Here is a 23,202-nt window from a genome sequence, read left to right as displayed (position 1 = left end):
AACTTCCCTTCATGTGAAGAAAAGTGTTATCCGGTATTAGCCCCGGTTTCCCGGAGTTATCCCAGTCTTATAGGTAGGTTGCCCACGTGTTACTCACCCGTCCGCCGCTCGTTCCACTCGCTTCACTCCGAAGAGATCCGACAAGCTTCCCGCGCTCGACTTGCATGTATTAGGCACGCCGCCAGCGTTCGTCCTGAGCCAAGATCAAACTCTCAATAAAGTTGTCTTGCGCTCGCTTCTAAAAGCTAGCTTATTTCATGTTTAAAATCATACTGGTTGTTTTGTTCAGTTTTCAAAGATCAATGTTATGTCGTTTTTTGCGACGGAATATAATATATCACGTATCAAAAAAGAAGTCAATGACTTTTTGTTTTTTTCTTGCTTGTTCATTGCTTCGTTTTGTAATAACGACAAAAAATAATATACCATAAACTTTTGAAGCAGGCAAGGGTATTTTTTATTTTCATATGAAAATAAAAAATACTATATTCTTCTTAAGGGAAGATATAGTATCTACTTTCATTATTCAATTTGTACTTTCTTGGGTATATACTTCTTAATTTCTTCTTCACTTGCCACACGTGTATACAAATGAAAAACAACCTTATATCGATCACACATGGCTTGTTTCACCATTTTATCTATTCGATGATCTTCCAGGTCCAACAATAATTCTTCTAGCTCTCTTTTAACCACATACTGCAGTTCACTTTGCTCCTTATCATTAATTAATAATCCCAACATCTTGTCCACCCCTAAAATCTATTTTAATAATGATAATCTCCCCGGCATTTAATATTTATATTCCTGTTTTCTTTCAAATTTAAACATAATTAGACATCATATTAATGAAATTCCCTCATATAATGAAGACAAGCCCAACTAAATGGAGGAGATTTTCGGTGAGACGTTTATATATTGTAGATATTAAAAAACAGAAAAAAGCATTCATTATTATTCCTATTGCTTTCTTTGTAGCCCTGTTTTTATTTTTGGAATTTAATTATACCTCTACGGTTTTTTCCGATCAGGATAATCCACGGGCATTAAACGCAGGGAATACGGAACATTCATCTGTTGCTTTAACCTTTAATATCAGTCATGGTGATGAACAAGTTCACCCTATCTTAGAAAGGTTAAAGAATGAGGGTGTTCAAGCGACTTTTTTTGTGAGTGGTGAGTGGGCTGAACGACATCCCGACATATTAGAGCAAATAGCAGAAGACAAACATGAGATTGGAATGCTTGGTTACCAATACCAATCATATGTCGAGCAAGAATTAGATGAAGTGCGGAGCGATTTGAACAAAGCAAAAGATATCTTCTCTAAATTAGGTTATGAAGATATTTATTTGTTAAGAGCACCTAACGGTCATTTAAATGAAGAAGTGATTAACTTAGCAGAAAATCAAGGCCTTAAAGTGATTCACTGGAGTATTAACCCAAATGATTGGCAGAACCCTGGAACTGAAAAGATAACTAATCATATTTTAAAAAATATCAGGAATGGGTCGATCATTTTACTTCATGCTTCAGATAGTGTAAAACAAACAGAAAAGGCACTTGAGGCTGTCATTCCTGAGATCAAAGGTGACAAAAAGTTTTTGACAATTTCAGAATTAACTACACAAGCAGAAACAAACCAAGAAGAACTTCAATCTAAAAATAAAGGTGGAGACAAAAAATAACGTTGTTGCTTCTTCCTTGGAATTCTAGTTCGCTTCCTTGGAAAAGTGCTGCTGTTCCTTGGAAATACTCATTTTTCCAAGGAAGAATGATACTTTTCCAAGGAACAATAAACACGAACATCAAATCGATGTTCGTGTTTTGTCATAATTGGAGCACTTCTGTCCAAGCCTTATTTCTTTTCCGTTAAGCGATGCAGGATTAATAACTGATAAGTGTTGCATAATATCAATGGCACTATCATTAGCCAGGCATAATCACCGTTTTCCGTACGTAATCCCGGAACCCACTCAATCGATGTAACAACAACCATAAAGAATAATGCCGGAATAAATGTTTTTTTGTTTGTTTCTTTTGCCTTTATTCCTGCTACAAACCAGCTATATATAAATAAAGCAATAGCGATTAACAAGAACGGTGTAATCGTGCCATCTTCCACACTTCTATAGCGAAAATAGACAAGATCAAAAAGGGAAAAAGCTATTAATACAACCTGAACTGTTGACCAATACTTACGAAAAACCCCTAAAGCAAATTGGTTAACTGTTAAATACGCAAAATAGCCCATTTGGCTTATCAAACTAAAAACAAAGCCCAACCCAGTAAAGAAAATAAGTAAACCTAATATTTCAAACCAATTAAACGGATTAAGATTTTCTGCATAAACTCCTGTTTTTACGAAAAAGCTCGCAATGAGGGTAGAAAACCCTCCTAAAAGTAAAGTAGAAAAAAACAACCGCACTACATTACGACTTTTCAAAATTAAATCCCCCTACATCTATATCTCATTAAATATTTTACCACGAACTTCAGTTTTTTTCGCTTGTCATACATATTAATTATAAATGACTCCATATTATAAATACAGGTTATTTTTTATAAGAAAGGTAGCGGTATATATGAACCGATTTCTATACATGTTATTAATTACTCTACTGCTGCTTACAGGATGTGGTGGCGGTGGAAACAATGCAGGAAACCAAGAAAGTGACGGCTATGAAGGAACTAAAAAAATGGTCTCAGATATTCTTAAAACCGATGAAGGAAAAAAGGCGATTACAGAAGTGTTGTCAAGCGATGATATGCAGCAAACTTATGTGATCGAATCAAAAGTAATTAAGGATGCCGTAACAGAGACTCTTTCTTCCGATAAAGGTAAAAAATTTTGGGAAAAAATGTTCCAGGATCCAAAATTTGTAGAGTCGTTTGCTAAAGCATTACAGGATAAACAGAAAGATGTCACCAAAAGCTTAATGAGTGATTCAGAATATCAGAAGAAATTAATGGAAGTACTCAAAAATCCAGAAATGGAAAAACAAACTATGTCACAATTGACCAGTCAGGAATTCCGTGGACATTTAGAAAAAGTAATGGAAGAAACATTTGATTCCCCGATGTTCCAAGCAAAAATATCAGATTTACTTCTAAAAGCTGCAAAAGAAATGAAACCTTCAAGTAGTGGAGGAGGAGGCTCTGGTTCAGGATCAGGTGAATCTTCCGGTGGATCTGGTGGTGGTGGACAGCAACAGGAGAAAGAGCAAGAAGGACAGGACAAACAACAGCAAGGAAACTAAAAAGAAGTGGAGCTCCAAAGAGTGCTCCACTTCTTTATTAAAATTGGTCCATGATTTGTTTGGCAACCTCAAGGTATTCTTTACCATTAGGATGGTCTTCTTGATATACAGATGGCGCAAACACACCTTCTTCTTCAAAAGGCTGTTGTAGGGAAAGTCGACCAATTACTTTCGTATCCACGACTTCCGCTAGCTTGTCGCCTCCACCTTTACCGAAAACATATTCTTTTTCACCAGTTACTTTACTCTCAAAATAAGCCATATTTTCAATTACACCTAAGATTTCATGATCTGTGTTAATTGCCATTTGACCAGCACGTGCTGCAACAAACGCTGCAGTCGGGTGTGGTGTAGTGACTATTAATTCTTTAGATGATGGAATCATATTATGGACATCTAACGCTACATCACCTGTACCTGGAGGCAAGTCTAACAAGAGATAGTCGAGTTCTCCCCACTCCACTTCCTTAAAGAAGCTTGTTAGCATTTTACCAAGTCTTGGGCCACGCCAAACTACCGGAGAGTTATCTTCCACAAAGAAGCCCATCGATATAATTTTTACACCAAAACGTTCCACTGGGACTATTTTATTGCCATTCAACTTCGGTCTTTCTTCCACACCCATCATATCTGGGACACTGAAACCATAAATGTCAGCATCAATAATGCCTACTTTTTTCCCTAGCCTCGCTAAGGCAACAGCAGTATTAACTGTAACAGTTGACTTCCCAACGCCACCTTTACCGCTGGCAATTGCTAGGAAATTTGTATTAGAATCTTTACTGAGTAAAGATGGATCTTTTTCTTTTGTTGGCTGGAATTTAGCGATCACTTCTTCAGGCAATTGGCTAAAGCGCAGCCCAACCGTAGCTGCTCCTAACTCTTTCAAAGCACCAACTAATTCTTGTTGTAATTGCATTTGCTCCGCTGTATTCGTTTTTGCAATCGATAGTTTGACACTAATATGATTTTTTTCTTCTTTAATAGAGACCTCTTCAATACCATTAGTTTCTTTGAATGTCTTATGTAAGAAGGGGTCTTTCATTTTATGCAAAAGATCGATTACATTCTGTTCTGTTAGCAAAATAGGTCACCTCAATCTAAACTATTTAATCCTATATGCTAGTATAACACAAATTAAGCATTATCTAAGTGAGACGCATCAAGGGTTGTCCGTTTGTTCGATTACATACTGTGAAATGCCTTCATAAATGCTTGCTGCCATTTTTTTCTGATAACTTGTGGATTTTAATAACTCTTTTTCTTCTTCATTTGATAAAAATCCGATTTCTACTAATGCTCCCGTTATTTCTGCGTATTTTAAAATAAATACTTGACTCATGGCTAGTGCTTCTCGGTTGGTATTCTCTAAATTACGACGTATTTCGGATTGAATTGCTTTTGCTAATAATTCATTTTGTTCTCTTCCAGGATGATAAAAGGTTTGAGCTCCTTGCCATTTCCTATCAGATAAAGCGTTTAAGTGAATACTAAGAAAAAGATCTGCTTCTTTCTCTTGGATAAATGCTACTCGATTTTGAATATCCTCTGACTTTCTCCGAGATAAACCAGTTGTATCATCTTGCGCCAAATCATAGTCGCCTTCTCTTGTGAGATATACAATGGCTCCTGCCTGCTGTAAATAATCCTTAAGCATCTTTGATACGTTTAGGGCAATATCCTTCTCCTGTGTATCATCTGATGCCTCTGCACCTCCGTCAACACCACCATGACCTGGGTCAAGGACAATAGTTTTACCAGCTAGTGGTAGTGACCATGTTTGCCACGAATCCAATGATCGTTGCATCGGGTATTGCATAAGAATAATTAATAAAAATAAGCCAACTAACCACAGGACAACTTTAAATATCTTTGGCATCCGCTTTTCCCCCTATAATTCTCCTGTAACCACTATATGGGACAAGCGAGAAAGTTATGCCAGCTTACATATATTTTAAGCAGTTAATTCATTTTGCTAATAATTGAGTAAATTCCATCAATAGGGAGTTCATTATCCCTTAGCGAAACGTATAACTAGACAAAACCCCCTCTCCGTATAATCGAGAGGGGTTCTGTCATCATGCTGTTTGCTCTTTATTCTTCCGATTCTGTGACAAAAATAGCTACAAAATGAAGATAACAGCAAGCGTTATTACGGCAATAATATCTGTCATCAAGTTATTTTGGATAAATAATAATGCTGTAATTAGCGCTAATATTCTTTCATACCAATGATATTTTCTGACTAGCCAGTTTTGGATGAACGAAGCAAAAGCAATCATTCCAATTGTAGCCGTAAGAATCGCCCAAATGATTTGATACCATGTCGCGTCAGTAATCAAAAGAATCGTTGGATTTAATGTAAAAACAAATGGCAATAACAATGCTGCTGAATCATATTTAAACCCTTGAACACCAGTCCGAACAGGGCCTGCCTTGGCTATACCGGCTGTCGCGTAGGCAGGCAGATTAATCGGTGGCGTATCATCCGCTAACACCCCGTAATATAGTACAAACAGGTGTGCAATCAAAACATGGACACCCATATCTGTTAATACAGGAGCTACAATTGCTGCTAGGACAACGTAGGTAGCCGTAGTCGGTAATCCTAGTCCTAATAATAAACAAGCAAACACCGTTAAAATTAACGCAAAATATAACTGGGTGTTATCCGTTACTAAAAAGCTAGGCATCGCATTAGTCAATGTTTCACTAAAGCCAATCACAATTCTTGTAAATTTAGTAGACAAGCCTGATGTTGTGATCACACCAATCAAAATACCTGCAGTCGCACATGCAACAATGATCGACAACGCATTTCGTGCAGCTGTTTCAAAACCTGCTAATGTTTGCTTCCAACCAAAATGAATTGGTGGTGAATCTATTTTCATTTTCGTTTGTGATAAAGCAAATATAAGCGCAATTCCTATACTAATAAGAAGTAAAGTTAATATCTCTGGCTTCCACCTGATCATCTCAGCACTAAAGAAATTGATATGAAAGATAGCATTTAAGGCATGTAATCCTTGATTAATCGGGTCGATAAAGACTTGTAGTAATAAAGTAATTGCTATAACCCCTACTGCAATGATAGCAGTACGACCAAGGTTATCTTTGAAACGTTGCACAAATAATGCTAGAACCAATAACACAATAATCGAGAAAAAGGCTGAATTATTAACCGAAACCCGAACATAGACCAAATAATAAAGCAAAGCAATTAATGGTATTAATAAATAACCTTGCTGCATTAATAACTTTCTGCCTGATGCCAATTCACTTCTATCAATCCCAGTAATACCGTGTTTGGACGCTTCAAAGTGCACCATAAATAAAATACCGATATAGGCAAGTAAAGCAGGTATAATCGCACTTTGGATAATTTCATAATAAGGAACTCCCGTGAACTCAACCATAATAAATGCAGCTGCACCCATAATCGGAGGTAAGAATTGCCCACTAGATGATGCTGCCACTTCTACTCCACCTGCTACATGCGGTTTGAAACCAACTCGTTTCATTAATGGTATCGTAAAAGTGCCGGTAGTTACCGCATTTGCCGTTGAACTCCCCGAAATACTGCCCATTAATCCACTTGCTACAACACTAGCCTTAGCGGGTCCACCTTTATAGCGGCCAAACATTCGCAACGCTAAGTCAATAAACATCTTTCCGGCACCTGTAGACTCGAGAATGGCACCAAATAGAATAAATATAAAAACAAACTGAGCAGAAGCATAAATTGGTGTTCCAAATATACCATTATTACGATACGTAATTTCATAAATAAACCGTTCAAAATCGCCTCGTGTATGGTGAAACTGCCCCGGCATATATTCACCTAAAAAGAAATAAGCAATAAAGACAAGTGCTATGATAACTAACGGTTTTCCTACTACCCGGCGTGTTGCTTCAAGTACTAAAATAATTAAAAGGAGGCCAATAAATAAATCCATATCTGTAGGCCGTCCTGACATAATAGAGGTTGCTGTTTGTTTCTGAATAATATATGTACCAACCACTAAAGAGAGAATAGCTAATAAAACATCATACCAAGGTATAGATGTTTGGCGAAGACCCTTTCTAATTGGAAAAATACAAAAAACAAGCATTAAGCCAATTGTTAAATGCAATATTAAAAATGTTTTGGAGCCTATACCCGGCAATCCAAAGCCAGCTACATATAAATGGAAAGCAGATAAAAAGACACTAATAGTTAAGACTATAATAGCCCAAAATCTACGAAGTTCGCGATCACTCCCTTCTATTTCCTGGAGCATTTTCTTCTGGCTATTATCCATTTCCCATCCCTACCTTCTACATATATTTACTCTAATGTGAAGAAACGTAAAATTCCTTCCCACCAGGATAATTCTATTACATTGATTTCAATAATTCTTTTGACATAGGGTTCTTTTGACAAGTATATGGTTTGATCACGAAAAGAAAATGTATGTGGATACAAAGTGGAAGGCTTCATCCTTAACACACCTCCATGTACGGGACGATTTAAATTCTTCATTATATAATAACCGTCCTTGATCTCAACATCTCCTTTCCTTTGATACGGCATGCCTGCCCCAAATGACTTTGTCCAACTTTCCATTGTCAGTAGTTCACCGGTGGAAGAGAATTGAAATACTTCTTTTACAGAAGATTTTTCTACTGAATGAATATATTCATGGAAGAATGATTCACCTTGGTCTATTTCGCTTGACCACAACGTTTCTTCAGTATTCATATCCGATATAACTAAAAGATAATGAGCTCGATGCCATAGAAACCAACTCAACAAGAGCATAATTATTACAATAAATATGAGCATGATTTTTTTAAAAAAGGCATTGCTCAGTAGCAATGCCCCTTTTTCGTTTGTAATAGGTGCTTTTCTATTGTTCATCGTAATAGCGTTGAGCTCCTGGGTGTAAGTCTATAGACATACCGTCTTGTGCTGTATCAAGTGTTAAGTCATTTCCTCGTTCATGGGCATTTTGCATGGCATCTAAATTATCGAAAATAGACTTGACTAATTCATAGACCTGATCCTCAGGTAAATCGTCTCTTGCCACTAACATAGCTTGAACTGCTACTGTTGTTGCTGTCGCATCAAAGTTTTCATACGTATTTTCATCTAAATCTTCTCTAACATAGTATGGATGTTCTTCTTCTAATTGCGCAATCTTATCTTCATTAATACTTACAATCTTAATATCTGCACTTGCAGCCAATTCCTGAATACTTCCTGTTGGTGTTCCAGCCGTTACAAATGCAGCATCAATGTTTCCATCCTGTAAGTTAGTTGATGCGTCACCAAATCCCATCCACTCTGCACTCAAATCATCAAATGTCAGATCATGTGCACCTAAAATTTGTTCCGCATTTGCTTCGGTACCTGAACCAACATCACCTACTGCTACACGTTTACCTTCCAAATCCTCAACCGTTTCAATACCACTATCAGCCAACGTTACAATCTGAATCGTTTCCGGATAAATGGTAAAGATACCACTAAAACCATCTACTACATCTTCAAACATATTGGATCCTTCGTGAGCATAAAAGGCCACATCATTTTGTATTAGTGCAAATTCAGCTTGACCATCACTCAATTCATTAGCATTAACTACTGATGCTCCACTGGCAATACCTGTTGCACTTACTCCATCAACATGCTCATCCATAATTTCTGCCATTGCAACACCTAATGGAAAATATACTCCAGCTTCTCCACCAGTTAGTACTGTAATATTTTCCATCCAATCTTCAGAAGCTTCTCCGCTCTCCTCACTTTCTTCACCAGAATCAGTTTCTTCAGGTGCTTCCTCCGTGTCCGTTCCTTCATCATCAATCGCATCATCAGATGCATCCCCACAAGCCGCTAACACTAAACCTAATAATAAAAATACAATAAAAAACAAGCTAAGTTTTTTCATCATGAAACCCCCTTCATTATTTTTATGATTCCACTTAACGGTGTATGTCTATCCATTCGCAGAATACATTATACCTAATTATGCGAATAATTGAAATAATTTCAAAGTGAAAAGTTAGAAATTCTGACAATAAAATAGCACTTGATCCTATGTAAACCAAGTGCTATCCCTATTAAAAATCATATTCGGCTTCTTTTTCTTCACGAATCTTTTGATATGTTTTCGTTAATGTAATGGTATCCTCAACAAGTCGTTCAATACGGAACATTACATCATGATTGGTAATTTCTTTCTGGTAAAAATCGATATCTTCAATGTAAACATAGCTTTGCACTACCTGTGCTTTCATATATCCCAGGATCGGTTTCAATTGCTGTTCGGGAATTAAATAGTGTCGTTGAGAACCAGCTGTTACGATCATACTTACCACTTTCCCCTCAAAAGCACCGACAGGCAATAAATCAAAAATGTTTTTTAAAGTCCCGGGAATTGATGCTTGGAAAATGGGCGTTCCAATGATTATAGCATCAGCTTCCATAATTGTTTCGGTTACTTTTTTTGTATCACCTTGATAGTCTAGATAATTTCTTCCGTCGCTAAACTGAAGATCGTAATCCGCTAAGTCCAGTAACGTTACTTCTGTATCTGGATATTTATCTAAAAGTTGATCTGTTGCATACTGAATCGCAGTTTTTGTCTTGGACCCGACAATCGAACCTGCTATTGCAACTAACTTCATCGTAGGACCTCCTTATTTTGCTGTGTATTTTCGAATCGCTGGTAGAACTTCTTTTCCAATTAATTCGATATTTTTTCGCAATTTGTCAAACGGAATACCGCCAAAGTCCATTTGCGCAACGTATCGCTGGTGGCCAAACGTTTCATGTTGATATAATATTTTTTCGATTACTTCTTGTGGGCTCCCGATGTTCATCACATCATGCGGATTAGCGCCTTGGGCAAAGTGTTGTTTTGGATAGCCTCTGCCATTTGTCTTTTGCATGCCTGCATTGATAAAAGGATATGTTTCTCGTTGTGCTTGTTGCGTTGTTTCTGCTAAATAGAAGAAACCAGCTGTTGATATCGGAAATTCTTTCGAATCGTGTCCTGCCTGCTCTAGTGCATCTCGATAAGAATCGACTGTTCGTTTAAAAAGAGTTGCCGGACCTCCTAATGTTGCAAGGAAAATTGGCACACCAGCATAACCAGCCTTAATGGCACTGGATGGATGACCGCCAACTGCTCGCCAAATTGGTAAAGAACCGTTTAGTGGCCGAGGAAGCACATGGGCATTTTTTAATGGAGCACGAAACCGTCCTTCCCAATCAACGTACTCGTTTTGATTAATTTTTAATAAAAGATCAAATTTTTCTTCATATAATTCTTCATAGTCATGTAAATCATAACCTAACAAATCAAAATTCCCAACTCGAGAAGCTCTTCCCGCAATTATTTCCGTACGACCTTTAGAAATTAAATCAATTGTGGCAAAGTCTTCGTACACTCTGACAGGGTCCAGTGTGCTGATAATGGTAGAAGAACTGGCGATTTTTATTTTTTCTGTTGCCTGGGCAATCGCTGCTAGCACAACAGAATGCGCCTGTGTTGTGAAATAATCCTGGTGACTCTCTCCAACACTGAAGAAGTCCAGTCCAGCATCTTCCGCTAATTTTGCCAATTCAATAAACTCATCCAAGCGCTGGCTTGCCGGAATTCTTTCACCTGTCTCCGGATTCGGCAAATGGTCACCTAATGTATATAAGCCAAATTCTAATCCTTTACTAGGATCCATACGATATTTATCCATTTCAAACAACCTTTCTAACACATCAGAATTTGCTATCTTATGTTATTATGAAGCAGAAAAACATAAAATGTAAGTACGCACTTAAAAGTAATATAGTATCACTAAAGATACTGTTGGATGTTATAATGTATACAAAACAGAGGAGGAACTATTATGAAGTACGAACCGAATGCCTGTCGAGTGGAAGATGCTTTATCTATACTTGTCGGTAAGTGGAAACCAATCATTTTATTACACTTGCTTAATCATGGAACACAACGTTTTAATGAACTTAAGAGGAGTATGCCCGGAATTACGCAAAAAATGTTAACCAAACAATTACGCGAATTAGAAGAAGAAGATATCATTGAACGGGTCGTGTATCCAGTAGTACCACCGAAAGTCGAATATTCCATGACGGAATATGGCAAGAGTCTGCAACCTATTTTAGAAGCCATGCACGATTGGGGAGTAAAACATACGTTGCATAAGCAAGAGAAATTACAAGAAGAGAATGGATAAAGTGAGGCTTCCATCAGTAAAATTTTTCCCTTCACAGATGGTTAGCGCATTTTATACATGAAATCATGTCTCCGAATCATACTAATGTTAGGAGGCAGACTAGCGTATGAAAATTACATGTTTAACGATTCTTTATTTATTTCTTAATCAAAGCGTCATGAATAGTGAATTAGTGGTGACATATCAAGGTGAACCAATTACAAGTGTCAGTCGTGCTGAATTTATGGTACCTATGTTTGATGAGCCAGTGATTGATGAAGACAAATATATACAGTTTATAAAAGAATTTGATCAAGAAATCTACCAAGAACCAGTAGATGCAACACTCGACAAAAATGGAGTGATTGTCCCTGGACAAGTCGGTTATAAATTACATCGCCAAAAATTTAAAGAACTGTTTTATGCCTTTATTTTTAAAAATGAGCCTGCCAGGATCGAAGCTCCAATACTTAAAATACACCCAAATGTAGACAGTGAGCTACTGGCAAATATTCGAACGCAACAAATAGGTCAATATATTACCTACTTTAATACAAATAACAAGGAAAGATCCCATAATATTTCTCTTTCAGCAGAAGCAATTAATAACCATGTTGTATTTCCTGGTAAGACCTTTTCTTTTAACAAGGTTGTTGGAAAAAGGACAAAAGAGAAAGGGTATATGCCTGCTCCTGAGATTGTAAAAGGAGAAGTATCGGAAGGCATAGGTGGAGGGATTTGCCAAGTGTCTTCCACTCTCTTTAATGCAGTTGACCGTGCCGGAGCACAAATTATGCAACGATATTCTCATAGTAAGAGGGTACCTTATGTTCCGCCTGGACGCGATGCAACGGTTAGCTGGTATGGGCCTGATTTCACGTTTAAAAATAATTTTAATCAACCATTACTTATCCGATCTAAGACACTAGGTGGTAAAGTAATCATTGAAATTTATTCTTCAGACATGGTTGATTACACCCCTCGTAAAGTACCAGATGCTTCAAAGGAGCTACCTAAAGAAATACAGCTATCCAATAATTAGAATCAGCTGCATAAGACTAATCAGAAAAAACGGGCAATAACCCCCATATGGAAGGGTTACTGCCCTTGTTCAAAAAGTGAAACCTTTTATTTTAATTATTCAACTCTTCCCTAAATGATTCTGCATAATGTTTTAAATATGCACTTGCTAATGGTGAAATGTTTTCTTCATTTACCTCTTTATTAAGTTGCTCAATATACTTGGATATAAATTTTATCGCTTTTCGAGTTGAGCCTTTAGCTAAATGATGTTCTACTTGTTTTAAGGTTTCGGTTAGTTGAGACACAACCGCTCCTGTTATATCGCCAGTTTTTTCATATTGCTGCATGTAATTGGTTAAAACCGTAATTTGACTTGATGTTACTTGTACTGCATTTGATTGTTCTGATTCGCCACTAGCATTTTCTGCTTTAATGTAATACGTGTAAGTGACCCCTGGTTCTGCCGTACGATCATAGTAGCTATCTACCTTGGCATAACCAAGATTTTCAACCTCCCCATCCGTTTCCCGATAAATATTGTACTGATTTGCACCACCGTTTGATGTCCAAGCCAAACCAACAAAATCCTTACCTGCCAGTGTAACTTTTAAATCGGATGGTGTTTCAGGCAGAGGCATGTCCACATTAATCTCTTCCGACAGGTCTGACTCTCCCATTTCGTTAACCGCCAGTATTTTGTAGCTGTATCCTGTACGACTGATACTTACACTTTCATCCTTGTAGGTGGAAGTATATACACTGGCTAATTTACTATATCCACTTTCTTCATTCGCCTTTCGATAGATATCATAGCTCTCTGCTTCATCTAAAGATTCCCACTGGATTTCAAACGTAGAGGTTGTTATTTCTCCAGTAGAAAGACCTTTTGGCACATCCGGAAGGCTAATAGCCTCTTCGGTTGTTGTACTTACTTCGCTCGACATTTCGGATTCTCCACCAATACTTGTTGTCGACACTTTATAGTAATAGGTTGTAGATGGATCCACCGGTTTATCCGTATATGAAGCATTCGTCGTATTGGCTACTTTAGTAAAGTCCCCGTCTGGGTCAGTAGACCTGAAGATACCGTAACTAATCGCATCTTCTACTGGTTGCCACTCTAACATAACCGTTATACTTTTTGTTTCTGTGACAGTTAGATCGGTTGGTGCAACAGGTGCCGGTTCATTTGGATCAAAGAAAAAGACTTCCGTTAGTTCTGATAGTTCAGATTCTCCTCCGGCATTTATAGCAGATACCTTATATTGATAAGAAACACCTAATTCTACCTTATCATCCTGATAATTATTTGCTTCAGTTGATGCGATAGCTCGAAAAGAAGGATCTTTTGACGAAGAACGATAGATTAAATACTCCTCCGCTTCATCAACAGACGACCAGTTCAGTGAAACTTGACCTGCTCCTACTTCTGCTTCCAGATCACCGGGACTTACAGCAGGTGGCTCTTCCTGTTGGTTTGTTGGTTGGATTAGCGCAAAATAATTCATTCGGCTACTGTTATTATTTGGCCCCATTACTACAAAAGATCCAGCAGGATAGTGCTTCTTATAAAGTTCAAACGTCACTGGTTGATCATCTTCCATCGTTTGTCCAGTATCCTCATATTCAGATGATAACCATTCCGGCTTTGAACTTACTCTTGAATCATGAGCAACATAGACATTGGCATCAGCAGCTAAATAAAAGGAAACTAAATCTTCACTCGTAGCACTTCTGGAATTGACTGCTGAACGAATCCATTCCACACCTTGTAATTCATCTGGAATGGTGGTAAATCGATAGGAATCCCTATCTCCCGCTACCAAGTCTCCAACTTGAAGATTATCTTCGACAGACCAATTACCTGCATTTACACTACCGCCACTACTATTATCATTGATCACTACATTTTTCGTAATTTCCCCATCCATTACTGGTAATGGTTCAGGGTCTGGTTCCGGCTCTGGATCAGTTTCTTCTTCTGGTGGAACAAATGGATCTCCAGACCAAACAGGAGGTTCCATTGGATAATTCTCTGGAAACGTCTGTGCAGCTACTTCATTTAAATAATCCTCCAAATTAGTATAACCATTACCACTTTTGTCTCCATTTCTATCCTCTGGGTTATTCGGGTCAAGCCCTTGCGCTAACTCCCAGTCATCAGGCATGCCATCTTGATCCGTATCTTCCGGAGCTGTCCCTTTTTCTAGTACCGGGAAACCACCAACATCATTTTCATGTCCAATAATGGCCCCTGTTTGGTTTCTGACATCATGGATCACTCTTTGGTCTACACTGTCTCTTACTAATGATGAACCAGCAAATCCTAAAACGTGTTCGTAGGCTTCCTCAGGCTCCTCTGTATTCGTTAAAGGATATTCAAAACGTTCATCAACAATAACACTGGGTCTTTCTGCTTCCATCATATCTGTCCCTGTGTCTGTTCCATCTAAAACACCATTTTTGTTACTGTCAATCCGGTTGTTATCAAGAAACAAGCTATAGTTTTCATTTCCACGTACTACTGCATATTCAGGGTTGCCCGAATTAACACCTGCGATAAAATAATTCCCTTCAACATTTCCGTATCCTTTTGTACCTGATTCACCACCAGCGACATAAGGATATTGCCCCCAATTGTATACAACGTTATTTACAAAGTCGATTTGTCCTTTTGTTTTGGGATTTCTGTCATTGTTATGAGCATAAAGGTTATGGTGCATCGTTATGGTATTCATCTCAATTAGCCCACCCATAGAATGCGTTAAAAGCCCTTCCGAGATGATGGACCATTGTACGGTAATATTTTTCGATTCTGGATTTTCATAACTCTTACTTAATATGGATAAATTTTCGTCCGTTCCCCACGAAAACGAGGAATGGTCTATGATGACATTTTGACTATCTTCAAAATATAAAGCATCATCTTGGAAGTCATTTTTCCCTAATCGAAAACGCATATAGCGGATAATAATATCGTTACTATCAATAAAGCGAACATTATTTCCTTTTATGGTTACACCGTCTCCCGGTGCCGTTTGACCAGCTATGGTGATATTAGACTTATTTCTTACGATGATTTGCGGTATTGTAATATTCCCGGATATATCAAACACAATGGTACGAGGAGTATCACCAGCAGTTGTCAGTGCATCATGGAAAGTGCCAGGACCTGTCAGCTCATAACTGGTCACATGATAGACTTCACCGCCACGGCCACCTTTAGTATACTGTCCAAAGCCTTCAGCACCCGGAAAGGCCAGAAGCTCTGTCTCCTCAGCTGCATTGACAATGGGATTCAAAATAGGCAGTATAGAAAAACAAATAACAAAACATAGCATAAAATAGAAAGATCGCCTCATATTATACCTCCATTATTTAAATTGTCACGACTGGCAGCAGCTTCTATCGGTATATGGTTTTAGAGCTTTTGTTAAGGAAAGCTGTTCCTCCTCTCCATTTATTAGAATGGTTAGATGGTTCTATTCCAGATTAAACAATAATGTAAGCGGTAACAACCAACCATTCTTACAATTTATATACCAAAACAATTTAGACTGTGTGGAGATACTGTTCATAGGTGGATTTTTTAAAGAAGTGAAATTTTGGAGTTTACTAAACAGATATCCACCGTTCTTTCTAATTAGCTGTGAATAAAAAAATCCCCGCAAGTCTAATTTGACTCACGGGGAATTGTAATCTTTATGGCAATAGTTGAAGTGATTCCTCAATAAACGCCGGAATATCATCTGGCTGTCTGCTGGTAACCAATTGATCACCGCAAACGACCACTCTTTCATCGTGCACTTTAGCACCTGCGTATTCTAAGTCGACCAGGATCGACTGGTAACCTGTTACATCACGTCCCTCCAGTGCTTTAGCTGTAATTAATAACTGAGGTCCGTGGCAAATAGCGAATACCGGTTTCTTTTCATCCATGAAATGCTTAGCGAATTTTACAAAGCGATCATCCGCTCTCAGTATATCAGGAGAAAATCCTCCCGGAATGAACAATGCATCAAAATCCTCCGGTGACACATCGTCAATTCCATAATCGATTGTAACAGTTGCATCACCTTGTTTACCTTTGACAGTTTTGCCTGCTTCTTTTTCTATCGTTACGACTTTATGACCTACACCTTCGAATTCTCTCGCTGGTGAAGTATACTCGACATCTTCAAACATATCTGTAATCACTGTTGCTATTTTGGGCATTACCAAACACTCCTCCTTAGGTATAGAGTTAGTATTCTATTTGTATTAGATAATTCCACATGAAAGTTCTCCATAAACATTACAGATTATTTACATTGGTTAAATCATTTTCGATAAAAAGTAACTCAGAGTCCTTTAACCTTTAAAAATTAATATAGAGTGGAGAATGGTTATCGATTAAATATAGCCACAATCATACGTATAATGATCTAAAAATTCCTTTAAGTCATATCATAGTGTTAGGATTTTTTGATTTAAAATACAAAAAAGTTTAAATTCTAACAAAATTAGATAAATTACAACACTTTTCTTTCTATTAATATGTTAAAGTTACATTATACACCAAGATTACACTTAAATCCCAATTTTTCAATTTATAGGGGGGTATATCGTTAGTTTTTTTAAGAGTAGTAGTTGCTTGTAGGAAGAGAAAACCACTGTAGAAGCCACCAATGAATTATCACCAGGATCCGGGGTATTCTTTTGTCCATTCCTTTGTATTATGAGTAGAAACAAGGGCAAGAATTAGCTGCAATGGAATAAGCCCCTTACGATGGCCTTTGAATCACAAGGGGAACCAACAGAACTAGATTCCATTGTAAATTTAACTATGCCCAAAGAACAATTATAAAATATGCTAGAACCATAACCCCCTGTGAAAGAGCGGGTATTTTAAACTCTCTGAATGAAGATATTCCTATGAACCTGGGACAATCTCAACAATAATCTTTCCAAAGAGGTGAAGTAATAATATGAAGAATATCTTAAATGAAACAAGTGAACAATTAAAAGCATCAGAAATTATTACAGACTTTATTAAAGGACAAGGTTGTACGAAGGTCTTTGGAGTTCCTGGGAAAAGTGTTATTCCACTAGTTTTCTCTATAGACGAAAAAGAAATGGAGTTTGTCTTATCACGTCATGAGTGTGGTGCAGGGTTCATGGCTATTGGCTATGCCTTGCAAAACAATACCTTGGGTGTTGCTGTAGGCACTTCTGGACCAGGAGGAACAAATATGGTTACTTCTGCTGCACAAGCATCAGCTTTTAATGCGCCAGTATTGTTTATAACAGGACACCCTCCGCTTAAACAATCAGGGAGAGCGTTAAGTCAAGATTCTAGTGTTTTTGGTACTAATTTAGTAGATGTTTTTAAGCCGGTAACAAAATTTAGTGCCAAAGTGGAAAGCGAAGATAATCTTCATCTATATCTACAACACGCTTTGGAAAAAGCTATGTCTGGACCCAAAGGGCCTGTACATTTATCTATTCCTTCAGACATACTTCAAAAAGATATAATCTCTAGTCAAATGAACTATTTAAAAGTAGAAGACCCTATTATTTCTGGCAATATCTCTAAATTCTTCTCCATGCTAGAAAAAGCTTATCGTCCAGCGTTATTAATTGGAAAAGGAGCCCATGGGGCGAAGGCCTATCCAGAAATACAACGTCTAGCTGAAATATGGAATATCCCTGTGATGACTACACCAGGCGGAAAGGGAACTTTCGTTTCTCACCACCCTCTTTCATTAGGAACATTAGGGCTTGGAGGAGCGCAAGCAGCTTCTGATTATTTAGAAAATGGGATCGATTTATTAATTGTGATTGGTTCCAAACTTAGTGACATGTCTACTGCTAGCTTTCATGAGGACAATTTCCCAACGAAGGTTATTCAATTTGATGTTGATTCTACCTTTGTTGGGAAGTCCATACCATCTGAGACTCTCATGATAAATGGAGATGCGAAAAAAAATCTTCAACATATATTGCATTACACTCCTGAAAGTCCTAAAAAAATCACGTTCAAAAATGAAACTGAAATAGAAGATGTCCTTAACGATCATCCGTCTGAGGACAATGAATTTTTGTCAGCAGCTAAGTGTATGAAACTGTTACGCTCACTATTACCTTCTGAAACAATTACTTATGGGGATGATGGAAGTCATACGTTTCATGCCTTAAGACACTTTAGTGTGTGTAAACCTGGTACATTCTTTTTTGACGATGTATTTGGAGCTATGGGAAATGGGATTGGTCTATCTATTGGTGCAAAAGCAGCAAGTCCAAACAAGATAATTACTTGTTTCACAGGAGACGGATGCCTTTTTATGCATGGGTTGGAAATCTCAACAGCTGTTTGCCAGAATCAACCAGTTATTATTTATGTCTTTAATAATGGCATGTATGATATGTTGGATAAAGGGATGAAAACCATTCACGGTAAATCTGTAGGGGTAACCTTTGATACAGAAATAAATGCAAGCGAACTAGCGACCTCATTAGGTGCTATAGGCCACCGTTGCTTTACTGAAGAGGAGATTGAAAAAGCTACGTTACAAGCGCTAGAAGAACCACATCTACCTACCGTTATAGAATTAATGGTTCAAAAAGATGAAATGCCACCTATCGAATTAAGATTTAAATAAAAGGAGGGAGACCTAATGGATAAACAACAATTAGGTTGGAAAAATCTTGGAGAAATATCAGGAGAAAATGGAGTTAATGTTATGAAAGAAGTGCAAGATTTTTCACCGCGCTTTGCTAAATTGGCCTTAGAGTTTGGATATGTAGATCTCTATTCAGATAACTCGCTAGACCTAAAACAAAGAGCATTGATTACCCTTTCATCCTTAATTTCACAAGGAGAGCAAGGCACTGATTTAACTTTTCACTATCGTGTCGCTCTACGGGCTGGTGTTTCAAAAAATGAAATATTAGAATTAATTAATCATTGTAGTGGATACGCAGGATTTCCGAAGGCCATGACAGCATTATTTGTGTTTAAAGATACATATCAGGTTTTTATAGAAGAAAACCCTACCTATGCGGAAGAGTAACCTTATATTTTGTAAGATAGCATGTGTTCACATTTCATTATAATACTAGTATTTTTTGGTTTAGGTTATTGGTATACTCGAAAATATAACTTATGATGATTTGAATTGGCTTTGCTGAACCTTTTGTGCCTCAGATTTCAATGAACTAGTCCTGCATCACATAGTTCACAAAACATTAATTATATCTCACAATACCAAACCCTTCTCAAAAACGAGAAGGGTTTTTTCATTTGAGGTAGATGGTCCGAAAAAGAGAAGAGGCTGGGACATAATTAAATAAGAAGAACGATAATCCGAACAATCTGGACAAAGCGTAGGCAAAATACGCAGACTCCTGTGGGAATAGCACGAGCTGAAGCCGTGCCCATGGAAAGCGAAGTATTTTGCCGAAGCGTTATGTGTACTCAGAAATTAATGTTCGGATTTTTCCTATCTAATTACTCTTTTGCCCCAGCCTCTTTCTAATTAGTGTGATATTTTTATATTTCTCTACATAAACGATTAAGCTTTTCTTCTTCTCATGAAGAGGAAAAACACGCCACTTAAGAGGAGTAAAAACCCTGCTAATAAGTACTGATAGATCGTAGTGGCAGTTTCCGGTAGTTTTTGTCCTTCTTGTACTTCTTGTTCTTTTTGTCCGTCATCCGTAACAGGCTGTTGTTCTATTGCTTCCTGTTCAAAAACGGTATAGGAGCTAAAGTGATCGGTTTGTGCCATCACCTTTCCATCTTGCCATTCTCCACCGATTGCTTCCCATTCTTCAAGTTCTGGGTTCAAATAGAACAGTTGCACCTGATCTTTATCATTTACATTGTCGCTAACAACAGAAAAAGTCAGCGTCACTTTTTCGTCGAAGGTATTTAATTGTTTTTCGCCTTGTTTGATCTCAAATTCATAGACCACACTTAATGCGTGATCAATATCATCTAAGCGCTCTAACTGGATTGTTGCAGCCTCGGATCCATTAGTGAAATTGGAGGCAGCTAGTTGCAAGCTGACATTTTTCAACTGAATAATGATCGTTATATGATTCTCCTTCAGCCATTTTATTTGGTCAGAAGTAAATGCTAGGTTAACGGAATCATTATGATCAAGTAAATCTATCCGTAATTCACCTTGTTCAGCTAGCTGATAGAGCGAGTCTGTTTCGATCGATGCCTCGCCATCGGTAATGTCAGGTATTAAAGTAAGACTGGCTTGTTTCTCTGAATCCTTTGAGTTCTCAGAATCTTTTGGATCTTCTGTCTCTTCAGGGTCTTTTGGACTTTCTGGATCTTTCGGATCAACAGGATTTTCCGGATCTTCAGGATCTGGTGTACCTGGATCAGAAGTATCGACTGCCTTGATATGTGCAACGACACTGTTATCATCATAGGTAACACTTATCTCGTAATCGTCTGCAGTTACACTATCTAATTTACCTTCCACCTTGTCAGCAGTCATTAAAGTAATAGTTGTATCCTTGTCTATTTCATAATTAGATAGGTCCATATTCAGATCCCCACCATCAAGGTATACTAGACCGTCTACATTTAGTTGAGTTTGATCATTATTGATTGCAATATCTAGGTTTCCAGCTTCCATTGTTAAGTTGCCGTTTAAATTCAGGGGTTCATCTACATTAACTAAAACTGCACCATTTTCTACATAAAGGTCACCTTCACCAAAAGCAGTCGCAGAAGCAGCTTCTAACGTTCCTCCTTGTAGCAATGTGCCTCCTGAATAGCTATTATTTCCTGTCAATGTAAGTGTTCCTGTCCCTTGCTTGGTAAGCATACCACTGCCAGTTATATCATTTCTCCACCAATCATGGGCATTAAATCTCCCTTTTGAAGCATCCATATTCACTGTTACATTGCTTGAAAACGCACCATATCCATCAGATGCTGTTACCAAATCAATTCTTCCCCAACCATTTGATTCGTCTATTACAGGGTAGCCTGATTCAATTTCTGTCGTATATAACACTTCTCTACGTTGTTCATCGGTCAAATAAGGCTGGCGAGTTTCTAACAAAACTTCTGCCCCTTTAGGTACAACAGGGTCTAAACCTTTTACGCCTGTTTGAGGTAATCCGTATGTGAGTTTTTCCCGATAGAATGCTTTATTTGCTTCATGATCTTCCCATTTTTCTTCATCGTACGCACTTTCAAACGTATAATCCTCTGTTACCGTATGTGCATATTCGTACAAGCTCATTTCTTTTGATGCAGCTAATTCACCGAATACTTCTCCAGCATTGTTATAAGCCTTATTCAATACCTCTTGGTTTTCTGAAAGATTGTATGCATAGGCAGTCATTGCAGTAGCTTGTATTCTTGCTCCTATAACATCAAGTGGAGAGTGCATGCCAGTCACTATTCTATTTTCTCCCATTTGAGCTGCTCTTGTTAAAAATTCAGCATATCTTTCCGGTGTTGCGTATGCAAATCCGAATGTTGACAAATATGATGCACTTGTATGCCCGCTTGGAAAAGCACCGTCTTTACCTCTCCCGTCTTCCGCTTTTCTTTTTACATATTCTAATGCAGGAATTACTTCCACATTCGTTTCGTATTGTTGGTAATGTCTTTCTCCCATTTCTTTTTTGCCGCCTGAAGGTAATTCTTTTACTGTACTCTCACCACTGCCGATTGTGTCCCAATCAGGTAAACCGCTCTCATCAACAACTTCTTTCACTTCTCCATTTGAATTCATTCTGTAAGGTCTTGGAGAAGAGAAAAAGTACTTAGAAGGATTTGACGAAGAAGGATTCCTAAATCTAATTAAATGAACTAAATCCAACGCATCTGATAGTTCAGATCCCTCCCATTGCCCCATTCCTTGGCCCTGGTCCTCAACAGTCGACTCTTCCAATACTACATTCATGTCCTCTGTTGATCTGACAACACTTGTGATCGGATTAACGAGATCTACATAGGTATTAGCTAAAGGCCCATATGCTTCCATCATACTATATATCTTATCTCTTTGATCATCATAATAGGCCGCTAACGCCTCTTCATCCGTTCTGTTCTTAGTGACGTCTTCTACATATTTCATATTAGCTGTCCAAGTCTCTGGATCTCTGATTTCTTCGTTAACATATGTATTCTTATCAGCTACTAACTTTGTCTCATCATTTTTATATCCATCAAAATAAACGGTAGGTCCGTCACCATATTTAGCAATCTCACCATTTTCACCTGGTATAGTTAACGCTGTTCCGTCTCTCCAATCTGGTTGATTCATAGACCATATTTGATCAAAACCATCTAAAATACTTATAAAAGGATTGGTCCCAGCTACATTTTTTAAGATAGAATCATTCGCATTTCCACCATTATCCACTGCTGGTAAAGGTTTCTTGACATCAGGAGCATCTGTATTTATTTCTTCAGTAGTCCCTTGTGGCTTTGAAGGTTTTGAATGCTCCTTTTCAGAATATTGACTAGCAGCCTGAACAGGAAGCTCAAAAGATGCCATAGTGAGCACTGCAAGTAGTAGTAGTATTGATATTTTTTTCATGAATTTCATACCTTTTTTTATTTCTCCTTTTCTGATGCAAATTTTTAAATCATTTAAACACACTAATCTCACCTTAAGGAATGTATGTTAAATGAATTAAGGGAAACTGTTAAAATTTCGTAAATTTTATGTAGAAGGGA

The 23,202-nt window shown here is 37.7% G+C and carries 18 protein-coding genes and 1 rRNA gene; 6 read left to right on the top strand and 13 right to left on the bottom strand.

Going from position 1 to position 23,202, the window contains the following annotated elements:
* Positions 1–220, bottom strand: a 16S ribosomal RNA gene (locus BM121_RS20275); the annotation flags it as partial.
* A 302-nt stretch (positions 221–522) separates the two neighbouring features.
* Complete coding sequence (locus BM121_RS20270) at positions 523–744, bottom strand: hypothetical protein (RefSeq protein WP_091486209.1); 222 nt, start codon at positions 742–744, stop codon at positions 523–525.
* Positions 745–902: 158 nt separating this feature from the next.
* Between BM121_RS20270 and BM121_RS20265 the strand changes: the two genes are divergently transcribed.
* Entirely contained in the window at positions 903–1,688 is a 786-nt protein-coding gene (locus tag BM121_RS20265) for a polysaccharide deacetylase family protein (protein ID WP_175495513.1), read from the top strand.
* Positions 1,689–1,858: 170 nt separating this feature from the next.
* On the opposite strand, the gene BM121_RS20260 is transcribed toward BM121_RS20265, so the two are convergent.
* Positions 1,859–2,446: a KinB-signaling pathway activation protein gene (locus tag BM121_RS20260; protein ID WP_091486204.1), complete on the bottom strand. Its 588-nt coding sequence runs from the start codon at positions 2,444–2,446 to the stop codon at positions 1,859–1,861.
* Between the two features lie 139 nt (positions 2,447–2,585).
* On the opposite strand from BM121_RS20260, the gene gerD reads away from it, so the two are divergent.
* Positions 2,586–3,260, top strand: coding sequence for a spore germination lipoprotein GerD (gene gerD / locus BM121_RS20255; protein WP_091486202.1), 675 nt, complete (start codon positions 2,586–2,588; stop codon positions 3,258–3,260).
* Positions 3,261–3,297: 37 nt separating this feature from the next.
* Here the strand turns inward: gerD and BM121_RS20250 are convergent, their stop codons facing one another.
* The 7 genes from BM121_RS20250 to BM121_RS20220 form a co-directional block, all read right to left on the bottom strand.
* Positions 3,298–4,344 carry an Mrp/NBP35 family ATP-binding protein gene (locus BM121_RS20250; RefSeq protein ID WP_091486199.1) on the bottom strand — a complete coding sequence of 349 codons (1,047 nt, stop codon included), beginning with the start codon at positions 4,342–4,344 and terminating at the stop codon, positions 3,298–3,300.
* Positions 4,345–4,422: 78 nt separating this feature from the next.
* Complete coding sequence (cwlD, locus tag BM121_RS20245) at positions 4,423–5,139, bottom strand: N-acetylmuramoyl-L-alanine amidase CwlD (RefSeq protein WP_091486197.1); 717 nt, start codon at positions 5,137–5,139, stop codon at positions 4,423–4,425.
* Between the two features lie 244 nt (positions 5,140–5,383).
* Positions 5,384–7,561 (bottom strand): TRAP transporter permease, encoded by a 2,178-nt coding sequence (locus tag BM121_RS20240; RefSeq protein WP_091486194.1) that lies wholly within the window; start codon positions 7,559–7,561, stop codon positions 5,384–5,386.
* A 26-nt stretch (positions 7,562–7,587) separates the two neighbouring features.
* The gene (locus BM121_RS20235; RefSeq protein ID WP_091486192.1) at positions 7,588–8,160 is read right to left on the bottom strand and encodes a DUF1850 domain-containing protein; all 573 of its coding nucleotides are present in this window, start codon (positions 8,158–8,160) and stop codon (positions 7,588–7,590) included.
* Positions 8,150–9,193 carry a TAXI family TRAP transporter solute-binding subunit gene (locus BM121_RS20230; protein ID WP_091486189.1) on the bottom strand — a complete coding sequence of 348 codons (1,044 nt, stop codon included), beginning with the start codon at positions 9,191–9,193 and terminating at the stop codon, positions 8,150–8,152. The genes BM121_RS20235 and BM121_RS20230 overlap by 11 nt, the downstream gene beginning before the upstream one ends.
* 172 nt (positions 9,194–9,365) lie before the next feature.
* Positions 9,366–9,932: an NADPH-dependent FMN reductase gene (locus BM121_RS20225; protein ID WP_091486186.1), complete on the bottom strand. Its 567-nt coding sequence runs from the start codon at positions 9,930–9,932 to the stop codon at positions 9,366–9,368.
* 12 nt (positions 9,933–9,944) lie between these two features.
* Positions 9,945–11,000, bottom strand: coding sequence for an LLM class flavin-dependent oxidoreductase (locus BM121_RS20220; RefSeq protein ID WP_091486184.1), 1,056 nt, complete (start codon positions 10,998–11,000; stop codon positions 9,945–9,947).
* Positions 11,001–11,153: 153 nt separating this feature from the next.
* Here BM121_RS20220 and BM121_RS20215 point away from each other — a divergent pair, with 153 nt between their 5' ends.
* Entirely contained in the window at positions 11,154–11,501 is a 348-nt protein-coding gene (locus BM121_RS20215; RefSeq protein ID WP_091486181.1) for a winged helix-turn-helix transcriptional regulator, read from the top strand.
* Between the two features lie 106 nt (positions 11,502–11,607).
* Positions 11,608–12,522 (top strand): VanW family protein, encoded by a 915-nt coding sequence (locus BM121_RS20210; RefSeq protein WP_091486179.1) that lies wholly within the window; start codon positions 11,608–11,610, stop codon positions 12,520–12,522.
* 91 nt (positions 12,523–12,613) lie between these two features.
* On the opposite strand, the gene BM121_RS20205 is transcribed toward BM121_RS20210, so the two are convergent.
* Positions 12,614–15,865 (bottom strand): FIMAH domain-containing protein, encoded by a 3,252-nt coding sequence (locus BM121_RS20205; protein ID WP_091486176.1) that lies wholly within the window; start codon positions 15,863–15,865, stop codon positions 12,614–12,616.
* Between the two features lie 340 nt (positions 15,866–16,205).
* Positions 16,206–16,718, bottom strand: coding sequence for a type 1 glutamine amidotransferase domain-containing protein (locus tag BM121_RS20200; RefSeq protein ID WP_091486174.1), 513 nt, complete (start codon positions 16,716–16,718; stop codon positions 16,206–16,208).
* 752 nt (positions 16,719–17,470) lie between these two features.
* Between BM121_RS20200 and BM121_RS20195 the strand changes: the two genes are divergently transcribed.
* Complete coding sequence (locus BM121_RS20195; RefSeq protein ID WP_091486172.1) at positions 17,471–19,144, top strand: thiamine pyrophosphate-binding protein; 1,674 nt, start codon at positions 17,471–17,473, stop codon at positions 19,142–19,144.
* A 15-nt stretch (positions 19,145–19,159) separates the two neighbouring features.
* Positions 19,160–19,555 carry a carboxymuconolactone decarboxylase family protein gene (locus BM121_RS20190; protein ID WP_091486170.1) on the top strand — a complete coding sequence of 132 codons (396 nt, stop codon included), beginning with the start codon at positions 19,160–19,162 and terminating at the stop codon, positions 19,553–19,555.
* 501 nt (positions 19,556–20,056) lie between these two features.
* On the opposite strand, the gene BM121_RS20185 is transcribed toward BM121_RS20190, so the two are convergent.
* A complete protein-coding gene (locus BM121_RS20185; protein WP_245780864.1) occupies positions 20,057–23,062 on the bottom strand; it encodes a phosphatase PAP2 family protein in 3,006 nt (1,001 codons plus the stop codon).
* Between the last annotated feature and the right edge of the window lie 140 nt (positions 23,063–23,202).

Origin of the sequence: Gracilibacillus orientalis (assembly GCF_900114645.1) — a bacterium.
Classification (GTDB): domain Bacteria; phylum Bacillota; class Bacilli; order Bacillales; family Amphibacillaceae; genus Gracilibacillus; species Gracilibacillus orientalis.
The sequence above is the reverse complement of the archived record's forward strand: the minus strand, read 5'-3'. Positions and strand labels throughout refer to the sequence as shown.